This window comes from Pseudomonas chlororaphis, assembly GCA_001023535.1.
Taxonomy (GTDB): domain Bacteria; phylum Pseudomonadota; class Gammaproteobacteria; order Pseudomonadales; family Pseudomonadaceae; genus Aquipseudomonas; species Aquipseudomonas chlororaphis_E.
On sequence record CP011020.1, the window covers coordinates 5,400,150 to 5,425,293 of the forward strand.

The window sequence follows — 25,144 nt, forward strand, 5'->3', positions numbered from 1 at the left end:
CCCACCAGGGTGACCGGCAGCTTCAGAAACTTGGCACGACCGCTCGGGCCCGCGGTCCATCCTCCATAGGCCACCGGATTTGCTGCCAAGGATTTTTTCATGCCCGACACCCTGTCCCCGGATGCCCTGCCGCCCGACCTGCATTACGTCGACGACACGGCGCCCGGCATCACCCGCAAAAAGTTGCGGGGCAAATTCTGTTATTTCGACCCCGCGGGCCAACGCATTACCGACGCGGCCGAGATCCAGCGCATCAATGCCCTCGTGGTGCCGCCGGCCTACACCGATGTGTGGATCTGCACCGACCCGCGCGGACACCTCCAGGCCACCGGCCTCGATGCCCGTGGTCGCAAGCAGTACCGCTACCATCCGCGCTGGCGTGAAGTGCGCGACGCAGACAAATATTCGCGGATGCTGGAGTTCGGGCGTGCCCTGCCCCGCCTGCGCAAGCGCCTGGAGGAAATCCTGGCCCAGCCCGGCTTCAGCCGCGACAAAGTCCTGGCGACGGTGATCACCTTGCTGGACGTGACCTTGATCCGGGTCGGTAATCCCCAGTACGCCCGCGAAAACCGCTCCTACGGCCTGACCACCCTGCGCAACAAGCATGTCGAGGTCAACGGCAGCGCCATCGCTTTCCAGTTCCGAGGCAAGAGCGGCGTCGAGCATCAGATCACCGTGAAAGACCGGCGCCTGGCGCGGATCATCAAGCGCTGCCAGGAAATCCCCGGGCAAAACCTTTTCCAGTACCTCGATGAAGACGGCGAGCGCCACACCGTCAGCTCATCGGATATCAATGCTTACCTCAAATCGCTCACTGGTGCCGATTTCACCGCCAAGGACTACCGCACCTGGGCCGGCAGCGCGGCGGCCCTGGCCGGGCTGCGGGCCTTGCATTGGGAAACCGAGACCGAAGCGAAAAAACACGTTGCCGAAATGGTCAAGCAGGTCGCCCGGCAACTGGGCAACACGCCCAGCGTCTGTCGCAAATGCTACATTCACCCTGCGGTGCTGGAAGGTTTCCTGCTCGGCACACTGAAGGAACTGCCCAAGCCTCGGGTGCGTAAGGGCCTGAGCATAGAAGAAGCCGGGCTGACGATGTTTCTGAAGCGGGTGGCGCAAGCCACGCAAGCCTGCGAGGCGAAGTTCGGGTACTGACGGTCACGAACGACGGCTCGTCCATCAGGAACATCCGGCCGAGGCTGAACTCCCAACACTGTGCGCTCGCGCAACACCACACGCGTGAAATCGACAGGAGTCTCCGATGTCCGAACACATTGTCCATTTTCATTGCCAGATCGATCAGGGGACCACCGAGCGCTTCCGCGACAATTGCCTGGAAGCCATCGAGAAAGGCGCGGACTCGCTGATGCTCAATCTGTCCACGGTGGGCGGCAGCACCAACTTCGGGTTTACCTTGTACACCTTCATCAAGTCCTTGCCGGTGCCGGTGCGTGCGGTGAACGCCGGCAATATCGAGTCGATGGGCATCGTCATGTACCTGGCCGCCAGCGACCGCACCACCACGCCCCATTCACGCTTTCTGATCCATCCCATGAACTGGTATTTCGGGCAGAAATCGGTGGATCACTCGCGCTTGCGCGAATACCTGTCCAGCCTGGACAACGACGTGGCGCGGTACGTGGAAATCTACGTCAAGGAAACCGCCGGGGCCGCCACTCAGCTGGATATCTTCAAGTGCCTGTGCAACGAGGAGCGGGTCATCCCGGCAGAGAACTCCCTGGCTTTCGGCATCGCCCATCGGGTCGAGCAGGTGGTGTTCCCGGCGGACGCCAGGCATTGGAAAGTCAGCGGCGGCGAAGATTAAGCGCGCGGCATCATTCAACATGATAGTGCCGTCGTTACTGATAAAAACCCTCAATCTCCAACAACAACGAAACGAAGCGGAAAAATAACACCTTAATTAAAAAAGTACGACCACTCGTCGCCAGCACAACGCTTTTTTTAAACTTACTCCGCCGCTGGCCTTTCACATTTAATGCGAGGCACGTTGCTCGCTTTAAACCACACTGAGGATTCTCGAAATGGCTAACAGCGGAAACAAAAACCCAGGCAACTTCGCAAATGATCGTGATAAAGCATCTGAAGCCGGTAAGAAAGGCGGACAGGCGTCGGGCGGCAACAACACCAACGACCGTCAGAAAGGCTCTGGCGCCGGCAGCAAAGGCAACGAACGCGGCCAAGGCGGCGGTGGCAGGAAGTCGTAACCCCTGAAGATCCGCTGGGGCGCAGCCTGGCTGCGCCCTGGTGCCGGGGAATCAAACACTTGAGCGCTCTGCGCGGTTTTATCGTCAACTTCAAACAGAACAACACCGCCACCGCGTTTAACAATGCCAAACAACTATCCTTATGACAAACCGTCATAGCGCCCCTGTTATTCATGCGCGGGTACACCCGCCGGCCCCTTGATTTGAAATACCTGCCCTCTTTGCCAGGCATCCGCGCCCTTATCTATCGCCGGGGTCTTTATACCGGCGCGTGCCGCTTTCCTGGCGTCGCTGTCCACGTTCATCCGACTGTCCCGCTCACGCACAAGTTGCGGGTCGATCTGGCCATCGGCGGTGAACCCCATCATCAATTGCGGCACGCCATAAGGCAGGGCCTGACCCGACTCGGTGTGCCAGGTATGCCAGGTCTTTCCGTAGGTGCCGATCAGGTTTTCCATCAGGCGGGTTTCGGCCACCTGGGGAATCCCGGGCGCGATCAACTGCCCGGACTTCACCTCATGCACGTGGCCATGCCAGAGCTGCTTTTCAGCGGCCGGCAACCCTTCGAACAAACGCTTGCTGATGATGTATTCCACCCCCATCAACTTGGCACCGGACGTATTGCCATCGAAGATCGCACACTGGAACACTTCCTCGTTCAGCGCCGAGCAGTAGTGATGCGCCTCCATTTGCCCGGACATCCGGCCGTTGTAGAAGTGGAAGCCGTCGAGGTAGGTGTCGAGCGCCCGCAGCGCAGGTTTGTCCTGCATCAGCCCCGCCCCCACTTCCAGCGCCGCGGTGGTCGGCGTTTTCGCCACTCCCGGCGCGCTCACTGGCGAGTCGGTGTTACCGCCCGCGCAGCCGGTCAAGCCGACCGCTGCTGCGCACAGCACTGCCCACGTTGAATAAACGCTTTTACCTGGCATGTCGTTTCTCCTGTCCATGACAGGACATGAGAATGACGCTCGGTCACGCCGGTTTGATTTTCCTGGCGACCAACCGACGGGCGGATCCCCTCGACCCAGTGCCTGCCTCCGGGCCGATCAACGCCCGCCCGGCACGCGTTTAACCGCTTCGATCCAGGCCGGATCCAGGCGAGGTTGTTCGCCCTCCAGGCCCAGCGCCTGCATCTTCGCCAGGTGGTCATCGGCTTCGCGGGCCAACGAGCCCTGGTCGCTGGAGTTGGCGTCCAGCTGATGCATCTGGGCCAGACCCAGGTGATAGAACCGCAGCAGTTTCATCGCCGCCGGGTCCTCGGCCTGCACGCCGGCCTTCACCTGGTGCATGACATTGGTAACACTCATCAGGCTGCGCTTGAGCTGCCAGCCGTACACCGCCGCAGCCATCCACGGCTGCGACCAGAAGTACCCGCGCAGCAATGCGACCATCGCCAGCACCGCGACAATCACGCCCCCCAGATTGAAGCGCAGGTTGTCGCCTCCGGGCGTACCGAAGAACATCACGGCCAGGCTGGAGAGCAACATCGCCAGCGCCAGGAACGTCACGGCCAGGATGAAGGTGCTGCGTCGGGTCTGCTGCCGGTAGATCCCGGCGTCCCACGGTTTGATCTCGAACATCGCGGGGCAATTTCCTTGTATGGCATGAAAAGAGTCGCGCATTATCGCCTGCCCGGTCGATTTAGCTATGCTGGGGCGCATTGTGTGCGGCAACCGATCCGAAGGATCCGGATCAAAGCCCATGGCGATACCGCAAGGATCGTGCGATCTTTGCCCGTGGACGTATTTTTCAAGATGCCGCCTCTGTGTGCACGGCATCGTTTTCAAGGAACGCTGAATGACTCAAAGACATGTAATCAATGCCTCGGTAAGCCCAAAGGGCAGCCTGGAGACCTTGTCCCAGCGCGAAGTCCAGCAACTGAGTGAAGCCGGTTCCGGCAGTATCTACACCCTCTTCCGCCAGTGCGCCCTGGCTATCCTCAATACCGGCGCCCATGTCGACAACGCCAAGACCATCCTCGAAGCCTACAAGGACTTCGAGATCCGTATTCACCAGCAGGACCGTGGCGTGCGCCTGGAGCTGCTGAACGCACCGGCCGATGCCTTCGTCGACGGTGAAATGATCGCCAGCACCCGGGAAATGCTGTTCAGCGCCCTGCGCGACATCGTCTACACCGAAAACGAACTGGACAGCCAGCGCATCGACCTCAGCTCGTCCCAGGGCATCAGCGACTACGTCTTCCACCTGCTGCGCAACGCCCGCACCTTGCGCCCTGGCGTGGAGCCGAAGATTGTCGTGTGCTGGGGCGGGCACTCGATCAACACCGAAGAATACAAGTACACCAAGAAAGTCGGCCACGAGCTGGGCCTGCGCAGCCTGGACATCTGCACCGGCTGCGGTCCGGGCGTGATGAAGGGCCCGATGAAAGGCGCCACCATTGCCCACGCCAAGCAGCGCATCCACGGTGGTCGCTACCTGGGCCTGACCGAACCGGGCATCATCGCCGCCGAGGCGCCGAACCCGATCGTCAATGAGCTGGTGATCCTGCCGGACATCGAGAAGCGCCTGGAGGCCTTCGTGCGCGTCGGCCACGGCATCATCATTTTCCCGGGCGGTGCCGGCACCGCGGAAGAGTTCCTCTACCTGCTGGGCATCCTGATGCACCCGTCCAACCAGGACCTGCCCTTCCCGGTGATCCTCACCGGGCCGAAAAGCGCGGCGCCGTACCTCGACCAGTTGCACGCCTTTGTCGGCGCGACCCTGGGCGAAGCGGCGCAGAAGCATTACCAGATCATCATCGATGACCCGGCCGAAGTGGCGCGGCAGATGACCCAGGGCCTCAAGGAGGTCAAGCAGTTCCGCCGCGAGCGCAACGACGCGTTCCACTTCAATTGGTTGCTGAAGATCGACGAAGGCTTCCAGCGCCCGTTCGACCCGACCCACGCCAACATGGCCAGCCTGGGCCTGAGCCGCGACTTGCCGCCCCACGAACTGGCCGCCAACCTGCGCCGGGCGTTCTCGGGCATCGTGGCAGGCAACGTCAAGGACAAGGGCATTCGCCTGATCGAGGAACACGGGCCGTATGAGATCCACGGCGACCCCGCCATCATGGAACCCCTCGACCGCCTGCTCCAGGCCTTCGTCGCCCAGCACCGCATGAAACTGCCCGGCGGCGCGGCGTATGTCCCGTGCTATCGCGTGGTGACCTGACGGGTTTGCCCTAGGCTATGTACGAAATAGCCTGAAACTTGGTTATGCGGCGTTAAAAACCGGCTCGGAATGCTCATTGACAACCAGTCAAGTCGAGCGCGACCCCGGTCGTTCCTCGCCGGTTTTTGCCTTGCCTAACCTGCGTTTCAAACTGTTTCGTACACAACCTAGGGGGGTGAGGTTGCTTTCGAAAGCGCTAGCCCCACCCTCCTCTCACTTCACGCTGACGGCGCCACCGTCACGTCAGCCTGCCCACTGGCGGCCAATGCGGCGTGGACAAAGCCTTCGGCTTTCTTACGCTCGATGAAATCCCGGACGTAGGCCGCTGCGGCTTCGCAGCGACGTGGCACGGCCATCGCCTGCCGGATGGACGTGAACGCGCCGTCGAGGACCCGGTACCGTGGGTTGCGCGCCGCGACCTGCTCCAAGGGCTGGCGTACGCCGGCCGCCGCATCCAGGCCCTGTTCAACATACAGATCCACCGCGCCCGCGGATGTCGGTGCGCGCTCAAGCTGCGCATGCTCCAGCGTCCGGGAAAGGAACAGATCGTAGGCCGCGCCCTTGCCGACGGCCAACCGCAGGCCCGGCCGGTCCAGGTCTTCCACCTGCCGGTAAGGCGAGTCCGCAGCCACCAGGTATGTCCCTTCGATGATCACGTAGGGTTCGCTGAACGCAATCTGCTCCTCACGCACCGGCTCGATCGCCAGGAAGGCGACGTTCCATACCCCCTCCTCCAGTGCCGCGAAGACCTTGCCGGCCGCATCGAACGTGATCATCTCCAGGCGTACGCCGAGTTCCTCGGCCAGCGCCCGTGCCAGGGCGACCGACACCCCTTGGGGCGATCCATCCCCAGCCTTTTGCGCCAGCACCGGATTGCCAAAGTTGATGGCTGCCCGCAGCAGGCCTTGCGGCGCCAACTGATCGATTACCGCTTGGCTGATAACACTCATTGCTTGCTCCTGGTTCAGTGAAAGCCTTGCCTGGACAAGGCGTCAGTCTCAATGGGCCTGGCGCCCCAAGGCCGCCCCGGCGTCGGGCGCTGGCCGGTTGGTCACCCGCATGAACAGCGTCATCAGGAAGCCAATAAGCAACAACGCGCTGAGGAACAACAAACCATTGGCGGCGCTGTGGCTGGTGCCCTTGACCAGGCCGATCAGCGACGGCCCGACGAAGCCGCCAAGGTTGCCGATGGAGTTGATCACCGCAATGGACACCGCCGCCGTGGCGCGGTCCAGGAACAGCGTCGGCAAGGCCCAGAACGGTGATTTGAAACTGTAGAGCCCGGACAGCGCAATGCAGATCATCGCCATGGCCAGGAATGGATTGCCCAGCACCGCCGCACCGACCAGGCCCAGCGCGGCCATCAACAATGGAAGGGCCGAATGCAGCTTGCGTTCATTGCGCAGATCCGAATGCCGCGACCAGAGAATCATCGCCGCCGTGGCGACGATGTACGGCAGCATTGCGATCAGGCCAATCTGCGTATGGGTCAGTGACTCGGAAAAGCCCTTGATGATCTGTGGCATCCAGTAGCCGACGCCGAGGCTGCCGCACTGGTAGACAAAATAGATGAACGCCAGGTACAGGACCTTGGGGTGGGTCATGGTCTTGTAGACGCCCAGGCTCTTGACGTCCTTGCGGCTCAGGCGATCGCGCTCCAACTCGGCGATCAACCATTGCTGCTCCTCAGGCTTCAACCATTTGGCCTGTTCGGGGCGGTCCGTCAGGTAGAAGAAGCAGGCAACACCGAGGAACACCGCGGGAATGCCTTCCAGGAACAGCATCCAGCGCCACCCGCTCCAGTCGAACCAGCTGACGTTGTCCATGATCCAAGTGCTCATGGGCGCGCCGATGATGTAGCTCACCGGGATCGCCGCTGTGAACAACGCCACCGTGGTGGCCAGTTCCTTGGCGCGAAACCAGAAGGTCAGGTAGACGATGATGCCCGGGAAAAAACCGGCCTCGGCCACACCGAGGAAAAAACGCAGGATGTAGAGCTGGTTGGCGGTCTGCGCGAACGCGGTCAGGGCGGCGATGCAACCCCAGGTCACCAGGATGCGGGCGATCCAGACCCTGGCGCCGAACTTGTTCAACATCACGTTGCTCGGCACTTCAAACAGGAAGTAGCCGATGAAGAAGATCCCCGAGATGAAACCGAAGGCCTCGCTGGACAGGGCGAGCTCCTTGTTCATTTGCAGGGCGGCATAGCCGATGTTGGCACGGTCGAGATAGGAGACGATGTAGAGCAGGAAAACGAAAGGGATGATTCGCAGGGTAACCTTGCGAACGATCGCGGCTTCATCAGGCTTGTTATTGTTCATGGCGACCTCGTTGAAGCAGGCGGTAACCTGCTGGTGTCATTGCAGGGGGTGGATCAGAACGCTCAGGGCGAGAAGACCATGCAGACAGGGCTGCCCGTCGAAACCGAAAACCCTGTCCTGGCAAGGCCACCCGTGTCCGGGTCCACGGCCATCGAGACAAGGGTGTCGCTGTCTTCGTTGAGTGCGAAAAGAAACTGCCCATTGGGTGTGAGCGCGAAGAAACGGGGCGTCTTGCCGTCGGTGGGCGTGAATTGCACCGGGCTCAACAAACCGCTGTCCGGATCGATGGCAAACACCGCCACGCTGTCGTAACCCCGGTTGGAGGCGTAGAGAAAACGGCCGCTGCGATCCACTTCGACTTCCGACGCCCGGCTGTTGCCGGTGAAGGTCGCAGGCAACGACGGCAGGTTCTGAAGCGCTGCCAGTGCCCCCGTCCGAGCGTCGAAGCGATAGGTGGTGACGGTGCTGTCCAGTTCGTTGATCACGTAGGCAAACGGCGCGTGGGGGTGAAACGCCAGGTGCCGCGGCCCAGCCCCCTCGCGAGTCGCCACGAAGGGTTGGGCGGCCGGGTACAACTGGCCCGCGTCGAATCGAAAGCTGAACACCCGATCCAGGCCTTTGTCCGGCACCAGCACGAACTGGCCGGTGTGGTCGAAGACATTGAAATGCGGCTTGGAGAACGGCTGCTCGACCCGATGAGGGCCAATCGGTCCTTCCAGTTCGAGCAGTTGGTTGACCACCCCGAGCGCCCCGTCCTCTTCCACGTTCAGCACTGCCAGCGAGCCGGTAAGGTGGTTCGACACCACCAGGAATCGCTCGCCAGGGTCCAGCGCCAGGTGCACCGGGTTCTGGCCTTCGCAGCCCTGCCGGTTGAGGAAGGTCAGCCTGCCGGTCGTCTTGTCGATGCTGAAGGCGCTCACGCCGCTCTGGTCCCCGTGAACGGTGTAGAGCCGGTCACCGGCCTTGTTCAAGGCCAGGAAAGACGGGTTCACCAGCGCCTTGACCACTTGGACAAGCGCCAGCGTGCCCTGCTCCTGGTCCACTTTGTAGACACTGATGCCCTCGCCGCGAGCGTTGCGCTCGCGCGTGGTTCTTGATCCAACATAGGCAAACATAGGGGCATTCTCCGGGTATCAGATGACGGGCCGCTGCGTGCGCTGGACCACCTTGCGGATCACGAACGGCAGCACACCGCCGTTGACCAGGTAGCGAATCTCCTGGAGGGAGTCGATACGCACGTTCAGCGACACCTGCAACGACTCGCCGTTGGCCCGCTGCATCACCATGCTCACGGGGTTGTCGCCCACATCGAGGTCATCCAGGCCGAAAAAGTCGAAGCGCTCGTCGCCCTGCAATGCCAGATCGTCGACCGACTGCCCGGGCATGAATTGCAGGGGGATGACCCCCATGCCGATCAGGTTGCTGCGGTGGATACGCTCGATGCTCCGAGCCACGACGGCCTTCACCCCCAGCAGGGCCTGGGCCTTGGCCGCCCAGTCGCGGCTGGAGCCGGCGCCATAGTTGATGCCGGCGAACACCAGCATGGGCGTGTGCTGGCTGGCATAGCTCTGGGCAGCCTCGAACAACGGCAGGCACTGGGTGTGGTCGGCGTTCCAGGCCCAGGCCCCCAGGCCCGGATGGCTGTCGCCCAACAGGCGATTCTTCACGGCCTTGTTGGTGAACGCGCCACGCAGCATCACCTCGTGGTTGCTGCGACGCGTGGAATACTGGTTCAGGTCCTCGGGGTGTTCGCCACGCTCCAGCAACCATTGGCCGGCCAGGCTATCGGCGGGAATCGAGTAGGCCGGCGAGATGTGGTCGGTGGTGACGTTGTCGCCCAACACCAGCAAGGTGCGCGCCGCGCGGATGGCCAGGCTGGACTTCGGCTCGGCGCTGATATCGGCCAGGTATTGCGGGCGGCGCAGGTAGGTCGAATCCGGGCTCCACGGGAACTGCACGCTCCCTTCCGCCGACAACGACTGCCAATGATGCGTGCCGTCCCACACCTTGGCCAGGCGTTGCTGGAAGAACTCAGGCTTGACCACCTTGACCACTTGCGCGGCAATCTCGGCATCCGACGGCATCAGGTCACGCAGGTACACCGGGCTGCCCTCGCGGTCCGTGGCCAGCGCCTGGGATTCCAGGTCGATATCGATGGTGCCGGCGATGGCGTAGGCCACGCACAGGGCCGGGGACGCCAGGTAGCCGGCAGGCACCTTGGGGTTGACCCGACCCTCGAAGTTGCGGTTACCCGACAACACCACGACACCCTTCAGGCCCTGGTCGGCAAACTGCTCGACCTGCGTCTGCAGTGACCCCGAGTTGCCGATGCAGGTCATGCAACCAAAGCCGGCAAGGTCAAAGCCCAGCGCGCGGAAATCTTCCAGCAGATCGGCATCCGCCAGGTAGTCGGCCACCACCCTGGAGCCCGGGGACAGCGACGTCTTGACCCAAGGTTTGCGGTGCAGACCCAACTGGCGCGCCTTGCGCGCCAACAGACCGGCCTGGATCATCTGCGACGGGTTTGCGGTGTTGGTGCAACTGGTGATCGCGGACATGACCACCGCGCCATGGGTGATCGGCTCCTTGAAGGAAGGCTCGAAGAACGTCTGCTCGACCGGCCCGGCAATCAGGTTGGCGCCCCCCATGACTTCGTTGCGAAACGACGCCGCGGCATCGGACAGTTTTCGCCGCTGGTGCGGCTGGTGAGGTCCGGCCACGCTCGGCTCGATACTGTCGAGGTCCAACTCGATCCATTCATCGAACCGGGGTTCGGGCAACGCGTCGCGGCGCCACAACGGTTGGGCGCGCATGTAGCCCACGACACGGTTGCACAAAGACTCGGAACGACCGCTGAGTTTCAAGTACGCCAGCGTCTCGTCGTCGAACGGGAAGAACACCACCGTGGCGCCGTACTCAGGTGCCATGTTCGAGACCGTGCCGCGAGCGGCCCAACTCAACGAAGACAACCCAGGGCCAGTGAACTCGACGAACTTGCCGACCACCGAGCGCTTGCGCAAGATCTCGGCCACATGCAGCGACAGGTCGGTGGCGGTGACACCGGGGCGCAGGGCGTTGGTCACGCGGATGCCCACCACTTTCGGGAAACTGATCGGCACCGGCTCGCCGACCATCGCGGCCTGCCCTTCCAGGCCGCCCACGCCCCAACCCAGCACGCCAATCGCGTTGATCATCGGCGTATGGCTGTCGGTGGCGACCATGTCGTCCGGGTGCAGCAGACGCTGGCCGTCTTCGCTGCGACTTTCCCAGACCACCTGCGCCAGCGCTTCCATGTTCATCTGATGGATGATGCCGGTGCCAGGGGGAATCACCCCGAAGTTGTCCAGGCTCTTCTGCGCCCACTTGATGAAGCGGTAACGCTCACTGTTGCGTCGGAAGTCGATGTCCAGGTTCTGCTCGACGGCATCGGCCTCGGCGTAATGCTCGACGATCACCGAATGGTCGATCGTCAGGACGGCAGGGATCAACGGGTTCATCGCTTGCGGATCGCCGCCCAGCTCGGCCACCACATCGCGCATCCCGGCGAAATCCGCCAGCGCCGGCAGGCATGTGGTGTCGTGGAACATCAGCCGGTTTGGCTGGAAAGGCACCTCGCAATCAGGGCCCTCGCCAATGGCACGCGCCATGACCGAGGGCAGCGCTTGAGGGGAACAGCGCGCGACGTTCTCCAGCAGGATGCGTATCGAATAAGGCAGCTTCGATAGCTGCTGGGGTGAGAACATCTTGTTCAAATCGATGTAGGCATAGGGTGTGCCATCGATCTGCAGATGATTGATGAAGTCGCGGGCAGTCTCGGTCATGCTCTATCGCTCAGGCTTTTTTATAAGGTCGCGGGGCTCGGGTTAACCAGTCGTTACCGCTGATCAACCGATAGTAGGAGCAACCCCTGCGGGTGAAAATTGATCAATTGCCACGTCAGCGTTCTCTATCGGAGAACGCTCTGGTGTCGTGGCGATGACTCAGGTGTTCGATCAAGGCTTTGAGGGTGGGTGAAGCGGTGTCGTATTTCTTGCAGACCAGCAACAGCGAACGGCGCGCCCAAGGTTCATCCAGGGTCACGGCCTTGAGCCTGTGGCTGCGCAGGTATTGGTTGATCACGCTGCGTGGCAGCACGGCGAGCCCCAGGCCCGTCGACACCATGCGGCACATGCAGTCGAAGCTGCTGATACGGATCCTGAGCTTGAGCGCCCTGCCCAGCTTTTGCGCCTCGTCGGTCAGCAGCGTGTGCATCGAGCTTTCCAGGTGCGGCCCGACAAACTCATGGGCCAGGACCTGCTTGAAACGCACCGACTCGCGGGCCGCCAACGGGTGGCCTCCCGGCACGACCAGGGTCAGTTCATCATCGCGATAAGGCAGGGTTTCCAGGCCCTGGGCCGGCGTCTGGGCCGCGATGATGCCCAGGTCGGCACGACCATCGGCCACGGCCCGGATGACCGCCGACCCCACCCGTTCCTCGATGTCGAACTTGATCTGCGGATAGAGCGCCACGAAACGCGACACGTCGTCCGGCAGGAACTGGGAGAGCGCCGAGGTGATGGCATGGATACGGACATGGCCCTTGACGCCGGTGGCGTAGTCGCCCAGTTCATGGTCCAGTTGCTCAAGGGTCTGCTTGACCTGGCGGGCATAGAACAGCAGCGATTGTCCCGCCGGCGTGAGGTCCACGCCCCGTGCGTTACGTATCAACAGCGAGGAGCCCACCTGGGCTTCGAGCTCGGAAATGCGCTTGCTGATCGCCGACACCGCCAGGTGCCGGCGCCGGGCCGCATGGGTCAGGTTGCGCTCTTCGGCGACGGTGATGAAAAGGTCCAGGCTGGTAATGTCGTATCGCACCCGTTGATTCCTGGTGGAGAGGCTGGCGTGAGTGCCTTGCGGTCGTTGATCCATCGGGCTGGCGAGCCCGCATGCCTACTAGACGTCAGTCTAAATTGCTTTGCAAGGCAACAAAGTACAATTTTATGAAAAATCGGATAACTTAACGCCTGCGATGGCTCCCATCGGCTGAAATCTCCAAGCAGATTTCATATTGGTGCACCAAAATGCAATACTTGCGAAATACCTTTCCGGTCCAGCGAGGCCGAAGCAAGGTCAACCTTCCCTCAATGCCTTGAGTAACGACAGACATGGCTTCAAGCGCCCTGGTGCAACGAATCGCCGCACAGATCCGGCAGAAAATCCAGACCGGAGAATTGGCCACGGGCGATCATCTCAGCGCGCAGAAAGTGGCTGACCAGTTCAACGTCTCGCGTTCGCCTGCCCGCGAGGCACTGGTGCTGCTGGCGGACCAATCGGCCCTCGAACAACGGCCCAATCGTGGTTTCTTCGTTCTCGACGCCCTGGTCCCCGTGACAAATATCCACGATGAAGGGGTCCCGTTGGAGGAGCCGGAAGCCTATTACCGCCTCTCCGAGGATTGGCTGAACAACGCCATTCCCGCAGAAGTGACCGAACACATGCTGCGCACGCGCTACGACCTGACAAAAGCCCAGGTCGTCGACGTGCTCAACCGTGCCGCGAACGTCGGCTGGGTGACGCCGAAACCCGGTTACGGCTGGCGCTTGCTGGATGTGGCGAAGACCCCGGAAAGCCTCGAACAGATCTACAAGGTGCGCTCGCTGATCGAACCCGCGGCGCTGCTGGAACAGACTTACCAGCCTGATGCCAGCAAACTTCTGCAGTTGAAGAAAGAGCAGCAGAGCCTGCTCGACGGCGGCATCGAGACCCTGCCCGCCGACGTGCTGCTCAAAAGCGGCATTCGCTTCCATGAAGCGTTCATCCAGCTCTCGGGCAACCCGCTCTACCACATGATCCTGGTGCAGATGAACAACATGCGGCGGCTGATCGAATACCGCTCGATGATCGACCGCAACCGCTTCTACAAACAGTGCGCCGAACACATCCAGATGATCGAGCGAGTGGAACAGGGTGACAACGTCGAGGCGGCGCGCCTGATGAGCCAGCACCTGAGCGGCTCGTTGGCGGAAAAATCCCCCATCCTGGCGCGGCGTGCATCATCAACCGACGCCCCAGGCCCACTCGACCCCGAGCACGGCGCTGTCACGGCCACCGAGGAACACCCACGATGAGTCATCACGAGCAACAACTGCGCGAAGAAATCTGCACCGTTGGCGCAAGCCTGTATGCCCGCGGCTATGCCGTTGGCAGCGCCGGCAATATCAGTGCGCGCCTGGAAGATGGCTGGCTGATCACCCCGACGGACGCTTGCCTGGGCCGGCTGGAGCCCGCGCAGATCGCCAAAGTCAGCCGGGTCGGCAGTTGGGTCTCCGGCAGCAAGCCGTCCAAGACCTTGGCGCTGCACCGGCAGGTGTACGACCGCAATCCAACCGTCAACGGCGTCGTGCACACCCATTCGACCGCGCTCGTGGCGCTGACCCTGGCAGGCGTCTGGCACGACGACGACATCCTCCCGCCCTTGACGCCCTATCAAGTGATGAAGGTCGGGCACATTCCCCTGATCGCCTATCAACGGCCGGGCTCGCCCGAGGTCGCCGCGCAAGTGGCGCTATGGGCACAGCGTGTGCGGGGCGTGATGCTGGAGCGCCTTGGCCCGGTGGTGTGGGAAAGTTCGGTATCGAAGGCCAGCTTCGCGCTGGAGGAGCTGGAGGAGACGGCAAAGCTCTGGCTGATGAGCGACCCCAAGCCGGCACCGCTGGACGAGCGCGCGATCGAGGAGTTGCGCAGCGTTTTCGCCGCCAACTGGTGACGCCGGCGCCCTCGCGCCCCGGATGCAACAGTGCCTGCCGGGGCCGCGCCGTGGTTTTCCGGCCTCACATGCGGCGATTGCGCAGATACTTCAGCCATGCGCCATGGATCGGCTCGGCACAGAGCATCACCACGACAAGCCGCATGATCTGCATCGCGGTCACCACCCCCACGGCCAGGTTCAATGCTTCGGCGGTCAGGTACATTTCCGTGCTGCTGCCCGGCATCATCCCGAGGGCCAGCGTCATCAGCGGGACATGAAGCCAAAGCCCGATGAGCGCCGCCAGCCCCACGGTCGACATGATCATGATCACCGTGAACACCGACACCTTGAGCAGGAAGGCCGGAGAGGAGCGGAAGAACTGCCGGTCGAAGTAACCGCCCAGGGCGCAGCCAATCATCAACTGCCCATAGTGACTGAGCTCCACCGGCAATGCGGTTTGCACGTTGCAGGCAGCCGTGACCACGGCACAGCAGGCCATGGGGCCGAACATCCAGGGGTTGGGCAACCGGCAGCGCTTCCAGATGACGGCCGTGAGCGCCCCGCCTGCCAGGAGCGGCAGCAACCAATGCCAGTCACTTGGCAGGCGCGCGGGAACCACCGAGGGTGAGACCTGAGCGGTGAAGAACATCGCCGGCGGCACGCACAGGACGATCAGCACCAGGCGCATGCTGTGCGCAGCGGCGATCTGGCTGACGTTGGCCTTGTGCCGGATGCCGGCCTGGATCATCTCGGAGAAGTTCGCCGGCATGAACGCGAAGAATGCAGTGGTCAGGTCCATGCCCCTGCGCTGCATGAAGGCGATGCCCAGCAGTGCCAGCAGCATCGTCGGGACCGCCGCGGACGCCATCATCACGAAATGCCCGAGGATCTGCTCCAGCACCGCCGGTGTGAAATGCAGGCCGATGGAGGTAGCGATCATCCATTGGCCTGACAGGCGGCCATAGGGTATTTCCCCCAGGGGCCCACCCAGGCAACGCACCAGGATGACCGCCAGCATCGAGCCAATGATCCAGGGCAGCGGCCAATGGAAGACGCTGGCCAGCCAGGCGCCCGCCGCACCGACGACCGGGGTCGCCCACCACCGCCCCAGTGAGGTGAACAACGCCCTAAGGCGCACAGGCCAACGCCTTCTCGAAGAAATCGACCGAGCCGAAATTGCCCGACTTGAGTGCCAGCGCCAGCGGATCGTCTCGCAGGCCGAGGGTCCAGGGCACACCGGGGTCGATCGTGGTGCCGATTCTCAGGGCCTTGATCCCGAGCGCCTTGACGACCGCCCCAGACGTTTCGCCACCCGCCACCACCAATTTACGCACGCCCAGGTTGTAGAGCCCCACGGCGATGGCGGACAAGGCCTCTTCCACGAGCTGGCCGGCGGCTTCAACGCCAAGTGCCTGTTGGGCACGGTTCACCGAATCGGCAGCAGCGCTGGCGTAGATCAAGACCGGCCCGGCCGCGAGCAGGCCCTGGGCCCATTCGAGGGCGGCGCGCACCAAGTCCTGCCCATTGGCCAACTGCAACGGATCGATGGCGAAGCTTGGCCTCTCCTTGCGCCAATGCTCGACCTGCCCGTTGGTTGCCAACGAACAACTGCCCGACACCACCGCACCGAACCCTTCGAGCACGGGCAGCACCGAGGCAGCTTGAGCTTCACCGAGTAAACCGGCGCGCCGGAAATTGCCGGGCAAGCCCCGGGCCACGCCGGAGCCCCCCGTGATCAGCGGATGGTGGGCCAGCGCCGTGCCAATCGCATGCAGATGCTCATCTTCGATGGCATCGACGATGGCGTAGCCGAAACCCTGGGCCTGGAGAGACTGCAAGCGAGCTGAGATAGCGTCCGCGCCTTGCCTGACGACCCCGTGCGCAACCAACCCCACCGCCCTGCCCGTCTGCTGTTGCAGCACGCGCACCAGGTTGGCGTCGGTCATGGGCGTCAGCGGATGATTGCGCATGCCTGACTCGCTTAACAGCACATCGCCGACAAACAAGTGCCCTTGGAACAGGGTGCGCTGGTTCTCCGGAAACGCCGGGCACGCCACGACGAACGACACGCCCAGAGCCTGCGCCAAGGCGTCGGCGACAGGGCCGATGTTGCCCTGGGGAGTGGAGTCGAAGGTCGAGCAGTATTTGAAGAAAAACTGCCGACATTGCGCCCCGCGCAGCCACTGCAACGCTTGCAATGACTGGCTGACGGCGGCCTCGCTGGCAATGGTCCGGCTTTTCAGGGCGATCACGACCGCATCGATGTCCGCCGGCAGGGGCCCCTGTGGAATGCCGATCACCAGCAACGTTCGCATCCCGCCGCTCACCAGGGTACTGGCCAGGTCCGTTGCGCCGGTGAAATCATCGGCGATGCAACCCAGTAGTAATTGACTCACTGTTCGCTCCTCGGGCCCGGTCTCGCCTGAAGTGGGTGCGGGACCAGGCCGATGTAGTTATCCGACAGCCGCCGGCCGCCATGGCCGATGCGGCGTCCTCGCCGCTCAGCCCAGGATGAGGTTCGCGACCGCGTTGCCGAAGGCCTGGGTCCCGAAGGCGCCGCCAAGGTCAGGGGTGCGCTGGCGAGGGTCCTCCAGCACGGCATCGACCGCCTTGTCGATTGCCTGCGCGGCGTCGATCAAGGCCGGCCGACCGTGGTGCTCGCCCATCCACGCCAGCAACATGCCGACGGAAAGGATCATCGACACCGGATTGGCCTTGTCCTGGCCGGCGATGTCCGGTGCCGAGCCATGTTGGGCCTGGGCACAGCAATGGTGATCGCTGGCCATCATCGAGCCCGCAAGCCCGAGGCTGCCGGACAACTCGCTGGCCAGGTCGCTGAGGATATCGCCATAGAAATTCGTCGCGACCAGCACGTCGAAACGCTCCGGGTTGCGCACCAGGTGAGCGGTCGAGGCGTCGACCAGCAAGTCGTCGAGGACAACCTGCGGAAACTCCCTGGCCACGTCCCGAACGCACTCCAGGAAGAGGCCGTCGGTCATGTGGAAACTGTTGGCCTTATGGATGGCGGTGACTTTCTTCCCGCGCTTCATGGCCAGTTCGAACGCCCGGCGAGCGATGCGCTCACTGCAGTCGCGGGTGATCTTGCGCGTGGACAGGGCCATGTCCGGCGTCGGCATCACCTCACCCCAGCCACGGCTCATGTTGCGATCCGGGTAGAACCCCTCGGTGGCCTCGCGCATGATCACCAGGTCCATCACCTTGCCTTCCTTCATGTTCGAGGCCAGGAACGGTCGGGTACGGGCTGGCCGGACGTTGGCATAGAGGTCCAGGCCGATCCGGAAGCCGGCCGACACATTCCGACCGCCCTTTTCAGGCGCCGGGTAATCCGCATGGGATTGGGTGCCGAGGATGATGCCGTCGTAGCCCTTGGCCTTTTCCAGCACTTCTTCGCGCAGGGTGGTGCCGTATTTGCTCAAGCTGGCAAAGCCGACATCGTCATAGTCGAATGTCAGCCCGAGGCCGAGCTTCTGATTGGCTGCTTTGAGAACCGACATCGAAGACTCGATGATTTCCGGACCGATACCATCACCAGGAAGTACCAAAATGCGCATCGCTAACCCCTTACCTTTTTATTGAGCGGATGTGTTTGCCGGGACTGAAACGACCTTTTATGTACATCGTCACCACAACGTACAATTTTGAACGAAGACCGGAGCACTGCTCACGGGCCCCGCCAAGGCCATGAACCCGGACGCTATCGCCTTCGCAGGTCGACAGATTGCATTTTATTGCATGAATATACAATTTGCGCAATGCTTGAATCCCACGAGCGTCCGATGTCGCACTGGCAAGCTGGCCGGACGCAAAACGGGGGCGACAGGAGACGACAGGCGTGCAGAGACGACTTAACGGCGGGCGGAAACCTCAAGGCTGCGCTGGTGCTCCAGCTCGTCCCTGGCTTCTTTTTCAGTTTTTTGCCGGCCGACGACATCGAGGTGGTTGCGCAAAAAATCCGCAGCCGCTTCACGCTGCCCACTTTCGATCAAGTCCAGGAGTTGGATGTGCTCTTTACACTGGTTGATCAACCGAGGCCGATCCACGTTGGCCTTGTAGGCCATGAAGCGACGCAACTGGTTCTGGCGGCGGATGGCTTCAAGAAAGAATGCGTTGCCCGAACAACGGACGATCAGCTCGTGCAACTGTGCACCGATCTGGAACAACTGCGAGCGCGACAGCTTGAAGATGTCGCCGTCGAGCAATTGCTGCTGCGCCGTGCGCGCCTTGGCGAAGGCCACCTTGTCCACCACGTAGCCGGGTTCGAGCAAGGCCGCAGGCTCGATGGCCATGCGAAAGCGGTAGCTCTGGATATGGGCCTTGGAGTCGTGCAGGAAACTATTGATCTCCCAGCCCTGCCCGGGCTTGCGCTCGACCATGGCTTCGTTGGCCAGGCGACTGAGCACCTTCAGCAGTTGCCCACGAGGCACTGCGTACTTGCGCATCAGCTCGGCTTCGAAAAACGTCGTGGGAATATCGCCACGGAGCACGTCGTCGACCACCCGCAGGTAGAAGTCTTCGAACGGATCGACCTCCAACGGCAACTTGCCGCTGTCGATACCCCGCGCGTCAGCGGTCAGGAAGTACCCGCGGTTGGGCTCCTTGACGGCCAGGCCAAGCTCGGCGAGCAAGGCGAATCCACGGCGTATCGGCGAGCGGGAAACCCCCAGCTCCTTGGCGAAAGATTCTTCGCGCAGGGGGTCACCGGCACGCATCGACCGGGCGCGGGCCATGTCGATGATCTTGGGCGCCAGTTGCTCCGCCAGGTCTTTCTTTATCTTGACCTTGACCCTGGACAGATCGCCCGCGGGTGGTTCAAGAGTCGGTTCTGCTGAATTCATGGCTATCAGTGATCAAAGAAGGTTAGGGTCGATACGCAGAGTGGACGCTGTCGCCACAGGCCAGGCCTTGCGAAAAAATAACACACAATCACACCACTACGACCCGGGGAACACATGACTGCACCGCTGATTTTTCTGATCCACGCCACTGCCGTCTCCATTGCGCCGATCAGTGACGCCTTCGCGCGCCTGTGGCCTGAAGCCAGGCTGGCCAACCTGCTGGAGGACTCGTTGTCCCGCGATCTGGCTGCTGCGGGCGAACTCACGCCGGCCTTGACCGAGCGCTTCGTGAAACTGGCGAGCTACGCTTCGGCGTCGGGCGCCGACGGCATCCTGTTCACGTGTTCGGCGTTTGGTGATGCCATCGACCAGTGCAAACGTGCGCTGAGTATCCCGGTGCTCAAGCCGAACGAAGCCATGATCGAAGAAGCGCTGCGCAGGACCGGCAAGCTGGCCTTGTTGGCGACGTTTCCCCAGGCCATCACGTCGATGGTCGAGGAATTCGAACAGCATGCAAGCCAGCAGGGTCGGGAGCTGGCGTTGGCCACCTACGTCTGCGACAACGCCTTCGATGAGCTGCGTCGCGGCAATCAGGCGTGCCATGACCAACTGATCAGCGAACGGGCCAGCGACATCACAGGCAGCGACCTGCTGTGCTTTGCGCAGTTTTCCATGACCAGCGCTGCGGTGGCCGCCAGCAAGGCCAGCGGGCTCGAAGTGCTGACCACGCCTGACAGCGCGGTACTGAAGCTTCGGCACCTGCTGCACGCCTGAGGCCGGGACGAATAAACGGCAGGAAAATCAACAGGATCAGGTCGACTGCCGCCCTCGGCTACCCCTCGCACGGATAGCCGAGCACCCACCGTTCGTAAAAAAAGACGCCTGTTTTTTGGCAAATTGTACTGCGTTAGCTTGCAAAACAATTTGCAGTGGAGTCTATTAGCGGCCAGTGGCCCTTCATCGCCACCGGCACTACTCCCCACAAGAAAACACAACAGGAGTTAACGCATGAGCAAAAAAATCGCCTTTGTCACCGCTGGCATGGGAACACTGGGCACCGCTGTCTGCCAGCGATTGGCAAAAGACGGGTTTACCGTCGTCGCGGGATGCGGCCCGAACTCTCCGTTGAAAAATGCCTGGCTGGCCCAGCAGAAAGCGCTGGGGTTTTCCTTCATCGCCTCCGAAGGCAACGTGGCCGACTGGGATTCCTGCCGCCGGGCCTTCGAGGAGATCAAGCGCCAATACGGCCCGGTCGAAGTTCTGGTCAACAATGCCGGCACCGCTCGAAACGTGGTGTTCCACGACATGCAGCCCAACGATTGGGCCGCCGTGATCGATACCAATCTCAATTCGCTCTTCAACGTGACCAAGCAGGTCATCGATGCAATGGTCGAGCGAGGCTGGGGACGGGTGATCAACATTTCCTCGGTCAACGCCCAGTTGGGCCAGGTCGGCCAGGTCAACTACTCCACCGCCAAATCGGCGATCCGCGGGTTCACCCGGGCCTTGGCGCGGGAAGTCGGGCCGCGCGGGGTGACGGTGAACACCGTGTCTCCGGGATACATTGCCACCGACAAGCTCAAGTCCATCACCACCGCCGAGGTCATGGACCGGATCATCCAGGACATCCCTTCCCGTCGCCTCGGCACCGCCCAGGAGATCGCCTCCATGTGCGCCTGGCTCGCGTCCGATGAATCCGGCTACGCCAACGGCGCCGATTTCTCCCTGAACGGCGGCCTGCACATGAGTTGAGCCATCCTGGGCCCTCGACGAGCCATGCCCGCTTGGCAGATTCCAATCCTTCGGGAACCTTGATGCGCACGACGCGCAGATCCCATAAAAATAATTGTACTTTACGTCAAGGTGATACAAATGCTCTCACTACTCGGCTACGGCATGATCGTGACCTTCATGGCCCTGATCATGACCAAGCGGTTGTCACCCTTGGTTGCCATGACCACAGTGCCGATCGTATTCGCGCTGATCGCCGGTTTCGGCCCGGAGATGGGCGACATGATGATCGAGGGGCTGCGCAAGGTCGCACCGACGGCGATCATGGTGATGTTCGCGATCCTCTATTTCGGGGTCATGTTCGATACCGGTCTGTTCGATCCCATCATTCGCAAGTTCATTACGCTGATCAACGGCGACCCGATGAAGGCGGTCCTGTTCGCCACCTTGCTCGCGGGCATGGTGTCGCTGGACGGCGATGGCTCAACGACGTACATGATCACCATCACCGCGATGCTGCCGTTGTTCAAGCGCCTGCGCATGGACCCCTTGTGCCTGACGTGCGTGGTCATCCTGGCGGCGAGCGTGACCAACCTCCTGCCTTGGGGCGGCCCGTTGGCACGGGCGGCCGCGTCCCTGCAGGTCGACACCTCGGACCTGTTCCTGCCGCTGATCCCGGTGATGGTCGTGGCCTTCCTGGGCGTCATGGCACTGGCCTGTTTCATCGGCATTCGCGAACGCCAACGCCTGGGCAAGCTGCGGCTTTCGGCCGGCGCGGCGGCCACCCTTTTCGAGGATGATGGCGATGAAGGCTTGCCTTCGATGTCCGAGGAGAACGCCGAACTGCGCCGGCCAAAGTTGTTCTGGCTGAACGCCGGGCTGACCATCGCCTTGATGACGGGCCTGGTCACGGAAGTGCTGCCGCTGTCCATCCTGTTCATGGTCGCGTTCTCGATAGCCCTGGTGATCAACTACCCGCACATGCATGACCAGCGCCGACGAATTTCCGCCCACGCGCCAACGGCCTTGAACCAGATCGCGATCTTCCTCGCCGCCGGCATCCTGGCCGGCATCCTGTCGGGGACGGGCATGGTCAACGCAATGTCGGCCAGCTTCCTGGCGATGCTGCCAGAGACCTGGGGACCGTACATGGCGCCGATCACCGCGCTGGCGAGTATCCCGGGCACGTTCTTCATGTCCAACGACGCGTTCTACTACGGCGTGCTTCCGGTGCTGGCCAAGGCGGCCGCGGTGTACGGCATCTCCCCCGCGGAAATCGGCCGCGCATCGCTGGTAGGTCAACCGGTGCACCTGCTCAGCCCGCTGGTCGCCTCCACCTACCTGTTGTGCGGGCTGGCGGGCGTGGAGTTCAGCGACCACCAGAAGTACACCCTCAAATGGGCGTTCGCGCTGAGTTTCCTGCTTCTAGGCGTGTGCCTGGTCATGGGACTGTTCCCGCTCCAGGCAGGTGCTTGAGCCCCCCTCAAGCCGCCGATCCGTTGCACGTTCCAGTGACGGGCATTGCGGGGCATTCGTGCCTCGGGATGCCCGTCACGTTTATCCGCGCAGGCCCCAGGCTGGCGCATCAAGACCTCGTCGAACGCATCCGGCGGTGCCCGGATCCATCACTTGCGAAAGGGACATTTCTCATGCGCTTACGCCACCTCTCCATTGCCACTCGCATGGTTCTGGGGTTCGTCATCATTGCCCTCCTGAGCGTGGCGCTCGGGCTCTTTGCGTTACGCCAGATTGACGAAGTGCAGGATCAGTCGCTCAAGATCAAGGACAACTGGCTCCAGCAGGTGCGTGCGCTGGGAGCGGCGAACGCCGCGTTGAACCGCTATCGGATGGGGTCGATGCAGCACATCCTCTCCACCCGTGAACAAGACATGCAGTCCTATGAAGAAAAAACCGCCGGACGCCTGCAGCAGGTTCGCGAACAGATGCAGACCTACGCTCGACTGCTTGAAAGCGATGAAGAAAAAGCCCGCCTGGCGGCCTTCAATGCCAGCCTGGATGTGTACGCGCAGAACCATCTCGAATTGCTCAAGCGTTCTCGTCAAGGCGACAAGACCGGCGCCCGGGAATACCTGATGACGATCAGGAACTCCTATGACCAGATGACCCAGAACTTCGACGACCTGATCGACCGTTCCAACGCTGGGGCCGAAGCCGCGGGCGATCATTGCGTCGAGGCCTACCAGCGTGCCGTGCGTGGCGTGGTCCTGGTGATCGTCATGGTGGGCATTGGTACGATCCTGGTGGCCTGGCTGCTGACCCGCAGCATTACCACGCCGCTGAACCAGGCGGTGAAAGCGGCGCGAACGATTTCCGAAGGTGACTTGAGTCACCCCATCCACCCTACCGGCAACGATGAGGCCACCCGCCTGCTGGAGTCGCTGGCGACGATGCAGGACAACCTGATCCGGACCCTGGGCCAGATTTCCAGCTCATCACGCCAACTGACCCTCTCCACGGCGCAACTGAACACGGTCACACAGATGTCCGGCAAGGACATTCACCAGCAGCACGGTGAAATCGAGCAAGCGGCCACGGCAGTCAATGAAATGACCGCGGCCATCGAAGAGGTCGCCCGCAACGCGCTGTCCACCTCGCAACTGTCCGTGGCGTCCCGGGACACCGCGCTTCGTGGCCAGCAACGCATGGTCGAGACCCTCAGTGCGATCCAGGCCCTCACCCACAACGTGCAGCTGAGTTCAAGGCAGGTGGAGGGCCTGGCGGAACAGGCCCAGGGCATTGGCAAAGTGCTGGACGTGATTGGCACCATCGCCGAACAAACCAACCTGCTGGCCTTGAACGCGGCCATCGAAGCCGCCCGTGCCGGCGACGCCGGTCGCGGTTTTGCAGTGGTGGCCGATGAGGTGCGTGCGCTGGCGCACCGTACCGTGCAGTCGACACGGGAAATTGAACTCATGATCAGCGGCATTCGCAGCGAAACGGACCTGGCCGTATCGACCATGCTCAGCAGCAGTGAAAAGACCCGCGTCACCCTTTCCCTGGCCCAGGCCACCCAAAGCGCACTGGCAGACATCGTGGCCGCCAACGACGACATCAACCAACGCAACCTGATGATCACTACCGCGACCGAGGAACAGGCCCACGTGGCCCGATCGGTCGATCGGAACTTGCTGAACATCCGCGACCTGTCGGTTCAATCGGCGACGGGCTCCGAGCAAACCACTCGTGCGTCCCAGTCACTGGGGCTGCTGGCAACGGAGCTGAACGCCATGGTCCAGCACTTCAAGATGTAACCAGGCGCCACCACAGGTTTGCCATGGGCCCCTGGTTTATTACGCGGCCGGACAGTTGGCGGGTTACAAAATGTACTGTACAGTACGATACGTAATTAACCCTTGCAGACACCCGCCATGACCCCGATTCCGCCCATCACACCACCCAAGCACCGAACAGCCAAAGGCGCCCAACGTCTTCGAGACCTGCTGGCTGTCGCGGCGGAACAGTTCCTGGACCGCGGCTTTGACGGCGTAGCCGTCGACGACCTGATCGCCCGTGTGGGCGGCTCGCGCAGCAACATCTACAGCCACTTCGGCGGCAAGGAAGGGTTGTTCAAGGAAGCGATGCTCAACCTGTGCGTAGAAGTGGCCAAGCCGCTGGAGCAATTGAACATCGCCAACGGCAAGCCAGAGCAAGTGCTGCCGCTTCTCGGCAAGCGCCTGCTGGACACGGCCCTGGCACCACGCACGCTGGCGCTGCATCGGCTGCTGGTGAATGAAGGCAGGCGCTTTCCCGATATTGCCCAGGCGATGTGGGATGTCAGCTACGGCAAGGCCGTCGACATCCTGGCCAGCTGGATCGCGACCCAGCAAGAAAGTGGAAAAGGGTTGGCGAACACGGTCCCGGCAAAAACCCTGGCCGAACACTTCATCAGCCTGGTGTCGGGTCACACCAAGCTGCTGGCCGCCTCGGGGCTGCGCTCTTCACTGTTGTCCGACAGCGAGATCGACGACATCGTCGGTCATGCCGTCCAGACGTTTCTCTACGGCGCATCAAGCCTCGAATCGAGGCGTCAGGGAGAACCCTGAGCGCCGCAGCACGTGGGGTTTTTCAACGACCGTTGAATCGGCCAAGGCCTTG

The 25,144-nt window shown here is 62.2% G+C and carries 22 protein-coding genes; 11 read left to right on the forward strand and 11 right to left on the reverse strand.

Going from position 1 to position 25,144, the window contains the following annotated elements; translation table 11 throughout:
* The first annotated feature begins 99 nt into the window (after nt 1-99).
* The 3 genes from VM99_23540 to VM99_23550 all read left to right on the forward strand — a co-directional run bounded on the left by VM99_23540 (nt 100) and on the right by VM99_23550 (nt 2,225).
* Nucleotides 100-1,155, forward strand: coding sequence for a DNA topoisomerase (locus VM99_23540; protein AKK00898.1), 1,056 nt, complete (start codon nt 100-102; stop codon nt 1,153-1,155).
* 106 nt (nt 1,156-1,261) lie between these two features.
* Complete coding sequence (locus VM99_23545; protein ID AKK00899.1) at nt 1,262-1,825, forward strand: peptidase; 564 nt, start codon at nt 1,262-1,264, stop codon at nt 1,823-1,825.
* Between the two features lie 217 nt (nt 1,826-2,042).
* Entirely contained in the window at nt 2,043-2,225 is a 183-nt protein-coding gene (locus tag VM99_23550; protein AKK00900.1) for a general stress protein, read from the forward strand.
* Between the two features lie 167 nt (nt 2,226-2,392).
* Here VM99_23550 and VM99_23555 read toward each other — a convergent pair whose 3' ends face one another.
* Together VM99_23555 and VM99_23560 are read right to left on the reverse strand one after the other, a co-directional pair.
* The gene (locus tag VM99_23555; protein AKK00901.1) at nt 2,393-3,151 is read right to left on the reverse strand and encodes a lipoprotein; all 759 of its coding nucleotides are present in this window, start codon (nt 3,149-3,151) and stop codon (nt 2,393-2,395) included.
* Between the two features lie 117 nt (nt 3,152-3,268).
* Nucleotides 3,269-3,802 (reverse strand): hypothetical protein, encoded by a 534-nt coding sequence (locus tag VM99_23560; GenBank protein AKK00902.1) that lies wholly within the window; start codon nt 3,800-3,802, stop codon nt 3,269-3,271.
* 217 nt (nt 3,803-4,019) lie between these two features.
* Between VM99_23560 and VM99_23565 the strand changes: the two genes are divergently transcribed.
* Entirely contained in the window at nt 4,020-5,393 is a 1,374-nt protein-coding gene (locus VM99_23565) for an LOG family protein (GenBank protein ID AKK00903.1), read from the forward strand.
* A gap of 218 nt (nt 5,394-5,611) precedes the next feature.
* Here the strand turns inward: VM99_23565 and VM99_23570 are convergent, their stop codons facing one another.
* The 5 genes from VM99_23570 to VM99_23590 form a co-directional block, all read right to left on the reverse strand.
* On the reverse strand, nt 5,612-6,343 hold the full coding sequence (locus VM99_23570; GenBank protein ID AKK00904.1) for a restriction endonuclease: 732 nt from the start codon (nt 6,341-6,343) through the stop codon (nt 5,612-5,614).
* A gap of 48 nt (nt 6,344-6,391) precedes the next feature.
* Entirely contained in the window at nt 6,392-7,714 is a 1,323-nt protein-coding gene (locus tag VM99_23575; GenBank protein AKK00905.1) for a membrane protein, read from the reverse strand.
* Between the two features lie 62 nt (nt 7,715-7,776).
* On the reverse strand, nt 7,777-8,829 hold the full coding sequence (locus VM99_23580; protein AKK00906.1) for a hemagglutinin: 1,053 nt from the start codon (nt 8,827-8,829) through the stop codon (nt 7,777-7,779).
* A gap of 18 nt (nt 8,830-8,847) precedes the next feature.
* On the reverse strand, nt 8,848-11,535 hold the full coding sequence (locus VM99_23585; GenBank protein AKK00907.1) for an aconitate hydratase: 2,688 nt from the start codon (nt 11,533-11,535) through the stop codon (nt 8,848-8,850).
* 115 nt (nt 11,536-11,650) lie between these two features.
* Complete coding sequence (locus VM99_23590) at nt 11,651-12,622, reverse strand: transcriptional regulator (GenBank protein ID AKK00908.1); 972 nt, start codon at nt 12,620-12,622, stop codon at nt 11,651-11,653.
* A 236-nt stretch (nt 12,623-12,858) separates the two neighbouring features.
* Between VM99_23590 and VM99_23595 the strand changes: the two genes are divergently transcribed.
* Together VM99_23595 and VM99_23600 are read left to right on the forward strand one after the other, a co-directional pair.
* Nucleotides 12,859-13,821 (forward strand): GntR family transcriptional regulator, encoded by a 963-nt coding sequence (locus VM99_23595; GenBank protein AKK00909.1) that lies wholly within the window; start codon nt 12,859-12,861, stop codon nt 13,819-13,821.
* Nucleotides 13,818-14,459, forward strand: a complete 642-nt coding sequence (locus VM99_23600) for an aldolase (protein ID AKK00910.1) — start codon at nt 13,818-13,820, stop codon at nt 14,457-14,459. The genes VM99_23595 and VM99_23600 overlap by 4 nt, the downstream gene beginning before the upstream one ends.
* Nucleotides 14,460-14,523: 64 nt before the next feature.
* On the opposite strand, the gene VM99_23605 is transcribed toward VM99_23600, so the two are convergent.
* The 4 genes from VM99_23605 to VM99_23620 all read right to left on the reverse strand — a co-directional run bounded on the left by VM99_23605 (nt 14,524) and on the right by VM99_23620 (nt 19,189).
* The gene (locus tag VM99_23605; GenBank protein AKK01843.1) at nt 14,524-15,552 is read right to left on the reverse strand and encodes a membrane protein; all 1,029 of its coding nucleotides are present in this window, start codon (nt 15,550-15,552) and stop codon (nt 14,524-14,526) included.
* A gap of 16 nt (nt 15,553-15,568) precedes the next feature.
* Complete coding sequence (locus tag VM99_23610; protein AKK00911.1) at nt 15,569-16,837, reverse strand: membrane protein; 1,269 nt, start codon at nt 16,835-16,837, stop codon at nt 15,569-15,571.
* Between the two features lie 105 nt (nt 16,838-16,942).
* The gene (locus VM99_23615) at nt 16,943-18,013 is read right to left on the reverse strand and encodes a 3-isopropylmalate dehydrogenase (GenBank protein ID AKK00912.1); all 1,071 of its coding nucleotides are present in this window, start codon (nt 18,011-18,013) and stop codon (nt 16,943-16,945) included.
* Between the two features lie 294 nt (nt 18,014-18,307).
* Nucleotides 18,308-19,189 (reverse strand): GntR family transcriptional regulator, encoded by an 882-nt coding sequence (locus tag VM99_23620; GenBank protein AKK01844.1) that lies wholly within the window; start codon nt 19,187-19,189, stop codon nt 18,308-18,310.
* A 222-nt stretch (nt 19,190-19,411) separates the two neighbouring features.
* Here VM99_23620 and VM99_23625 point away from each other — a divergent pair, with 222 nt between their 5' ends.
* From VM99_23625 to VM99_23645, 5 genes are all read left to right on the forward strand, one after another.
* Nucleotides 19,412-20,071 (forward strand): arylsulfatase, encoded by a 660-nt coding sequence (locus VM99_23625; protein ID AKK00913.1) that lies wholly within the window; start codon nt 19,412-19,414, stop codon nt 20,069-20,071.
* A gap of 234 nt (nt 20,072-20,305) precedes the next feature.
* Nucleotides 20,306-21,049, forward strand: coding sequence for a 3-ketoacyl-ACP reductase (locus VM99_23630; protein AKK00914.1), 744 nt, complete (start codon nt 20,306-20,308; stop codon nt 21,047-21,049).
* A 120-nt stretch (nt 21,050-21,169) separates the two neighbouring features.
* Nucleotides 21,170-22,504, forward strand: a complete 1,335-nt coding sequence (locus VM99_23635) for a citrate transporter (GenBank protein AKK00915.1) — start codon at nt 21,170-21,172, stop codon at nt 22,502-22,504.
* Nucleotides 22,505-22,677: 173 nt separating this feature from the next.
* Nucleotides 22,678-24,300 carry a chemotaxis protein gene (locus VM99_23640; protein AKK00916.1) on the forward strand — a complete coding sequence of 541 codons (1,623 nt, stop codon included), beginning with the start codon at nt 22,678-22,680 and terminating at the stop codon, nt 24,298-24,300.
* 117 nt (nt 24,301-24,417) lie between these two features.
* A complete protein-coding gene (locus VM99_23645; protein ID AKK00917.1) occupies nt 24,418-25,092 on the forward strand; it encodes a TetR family transcriptional regulator in 675 nt (224 codons plus the stop codon).
* The last annotated feature ends 52 nt before the right edge of the window (nt 25,093-25,144 follow it).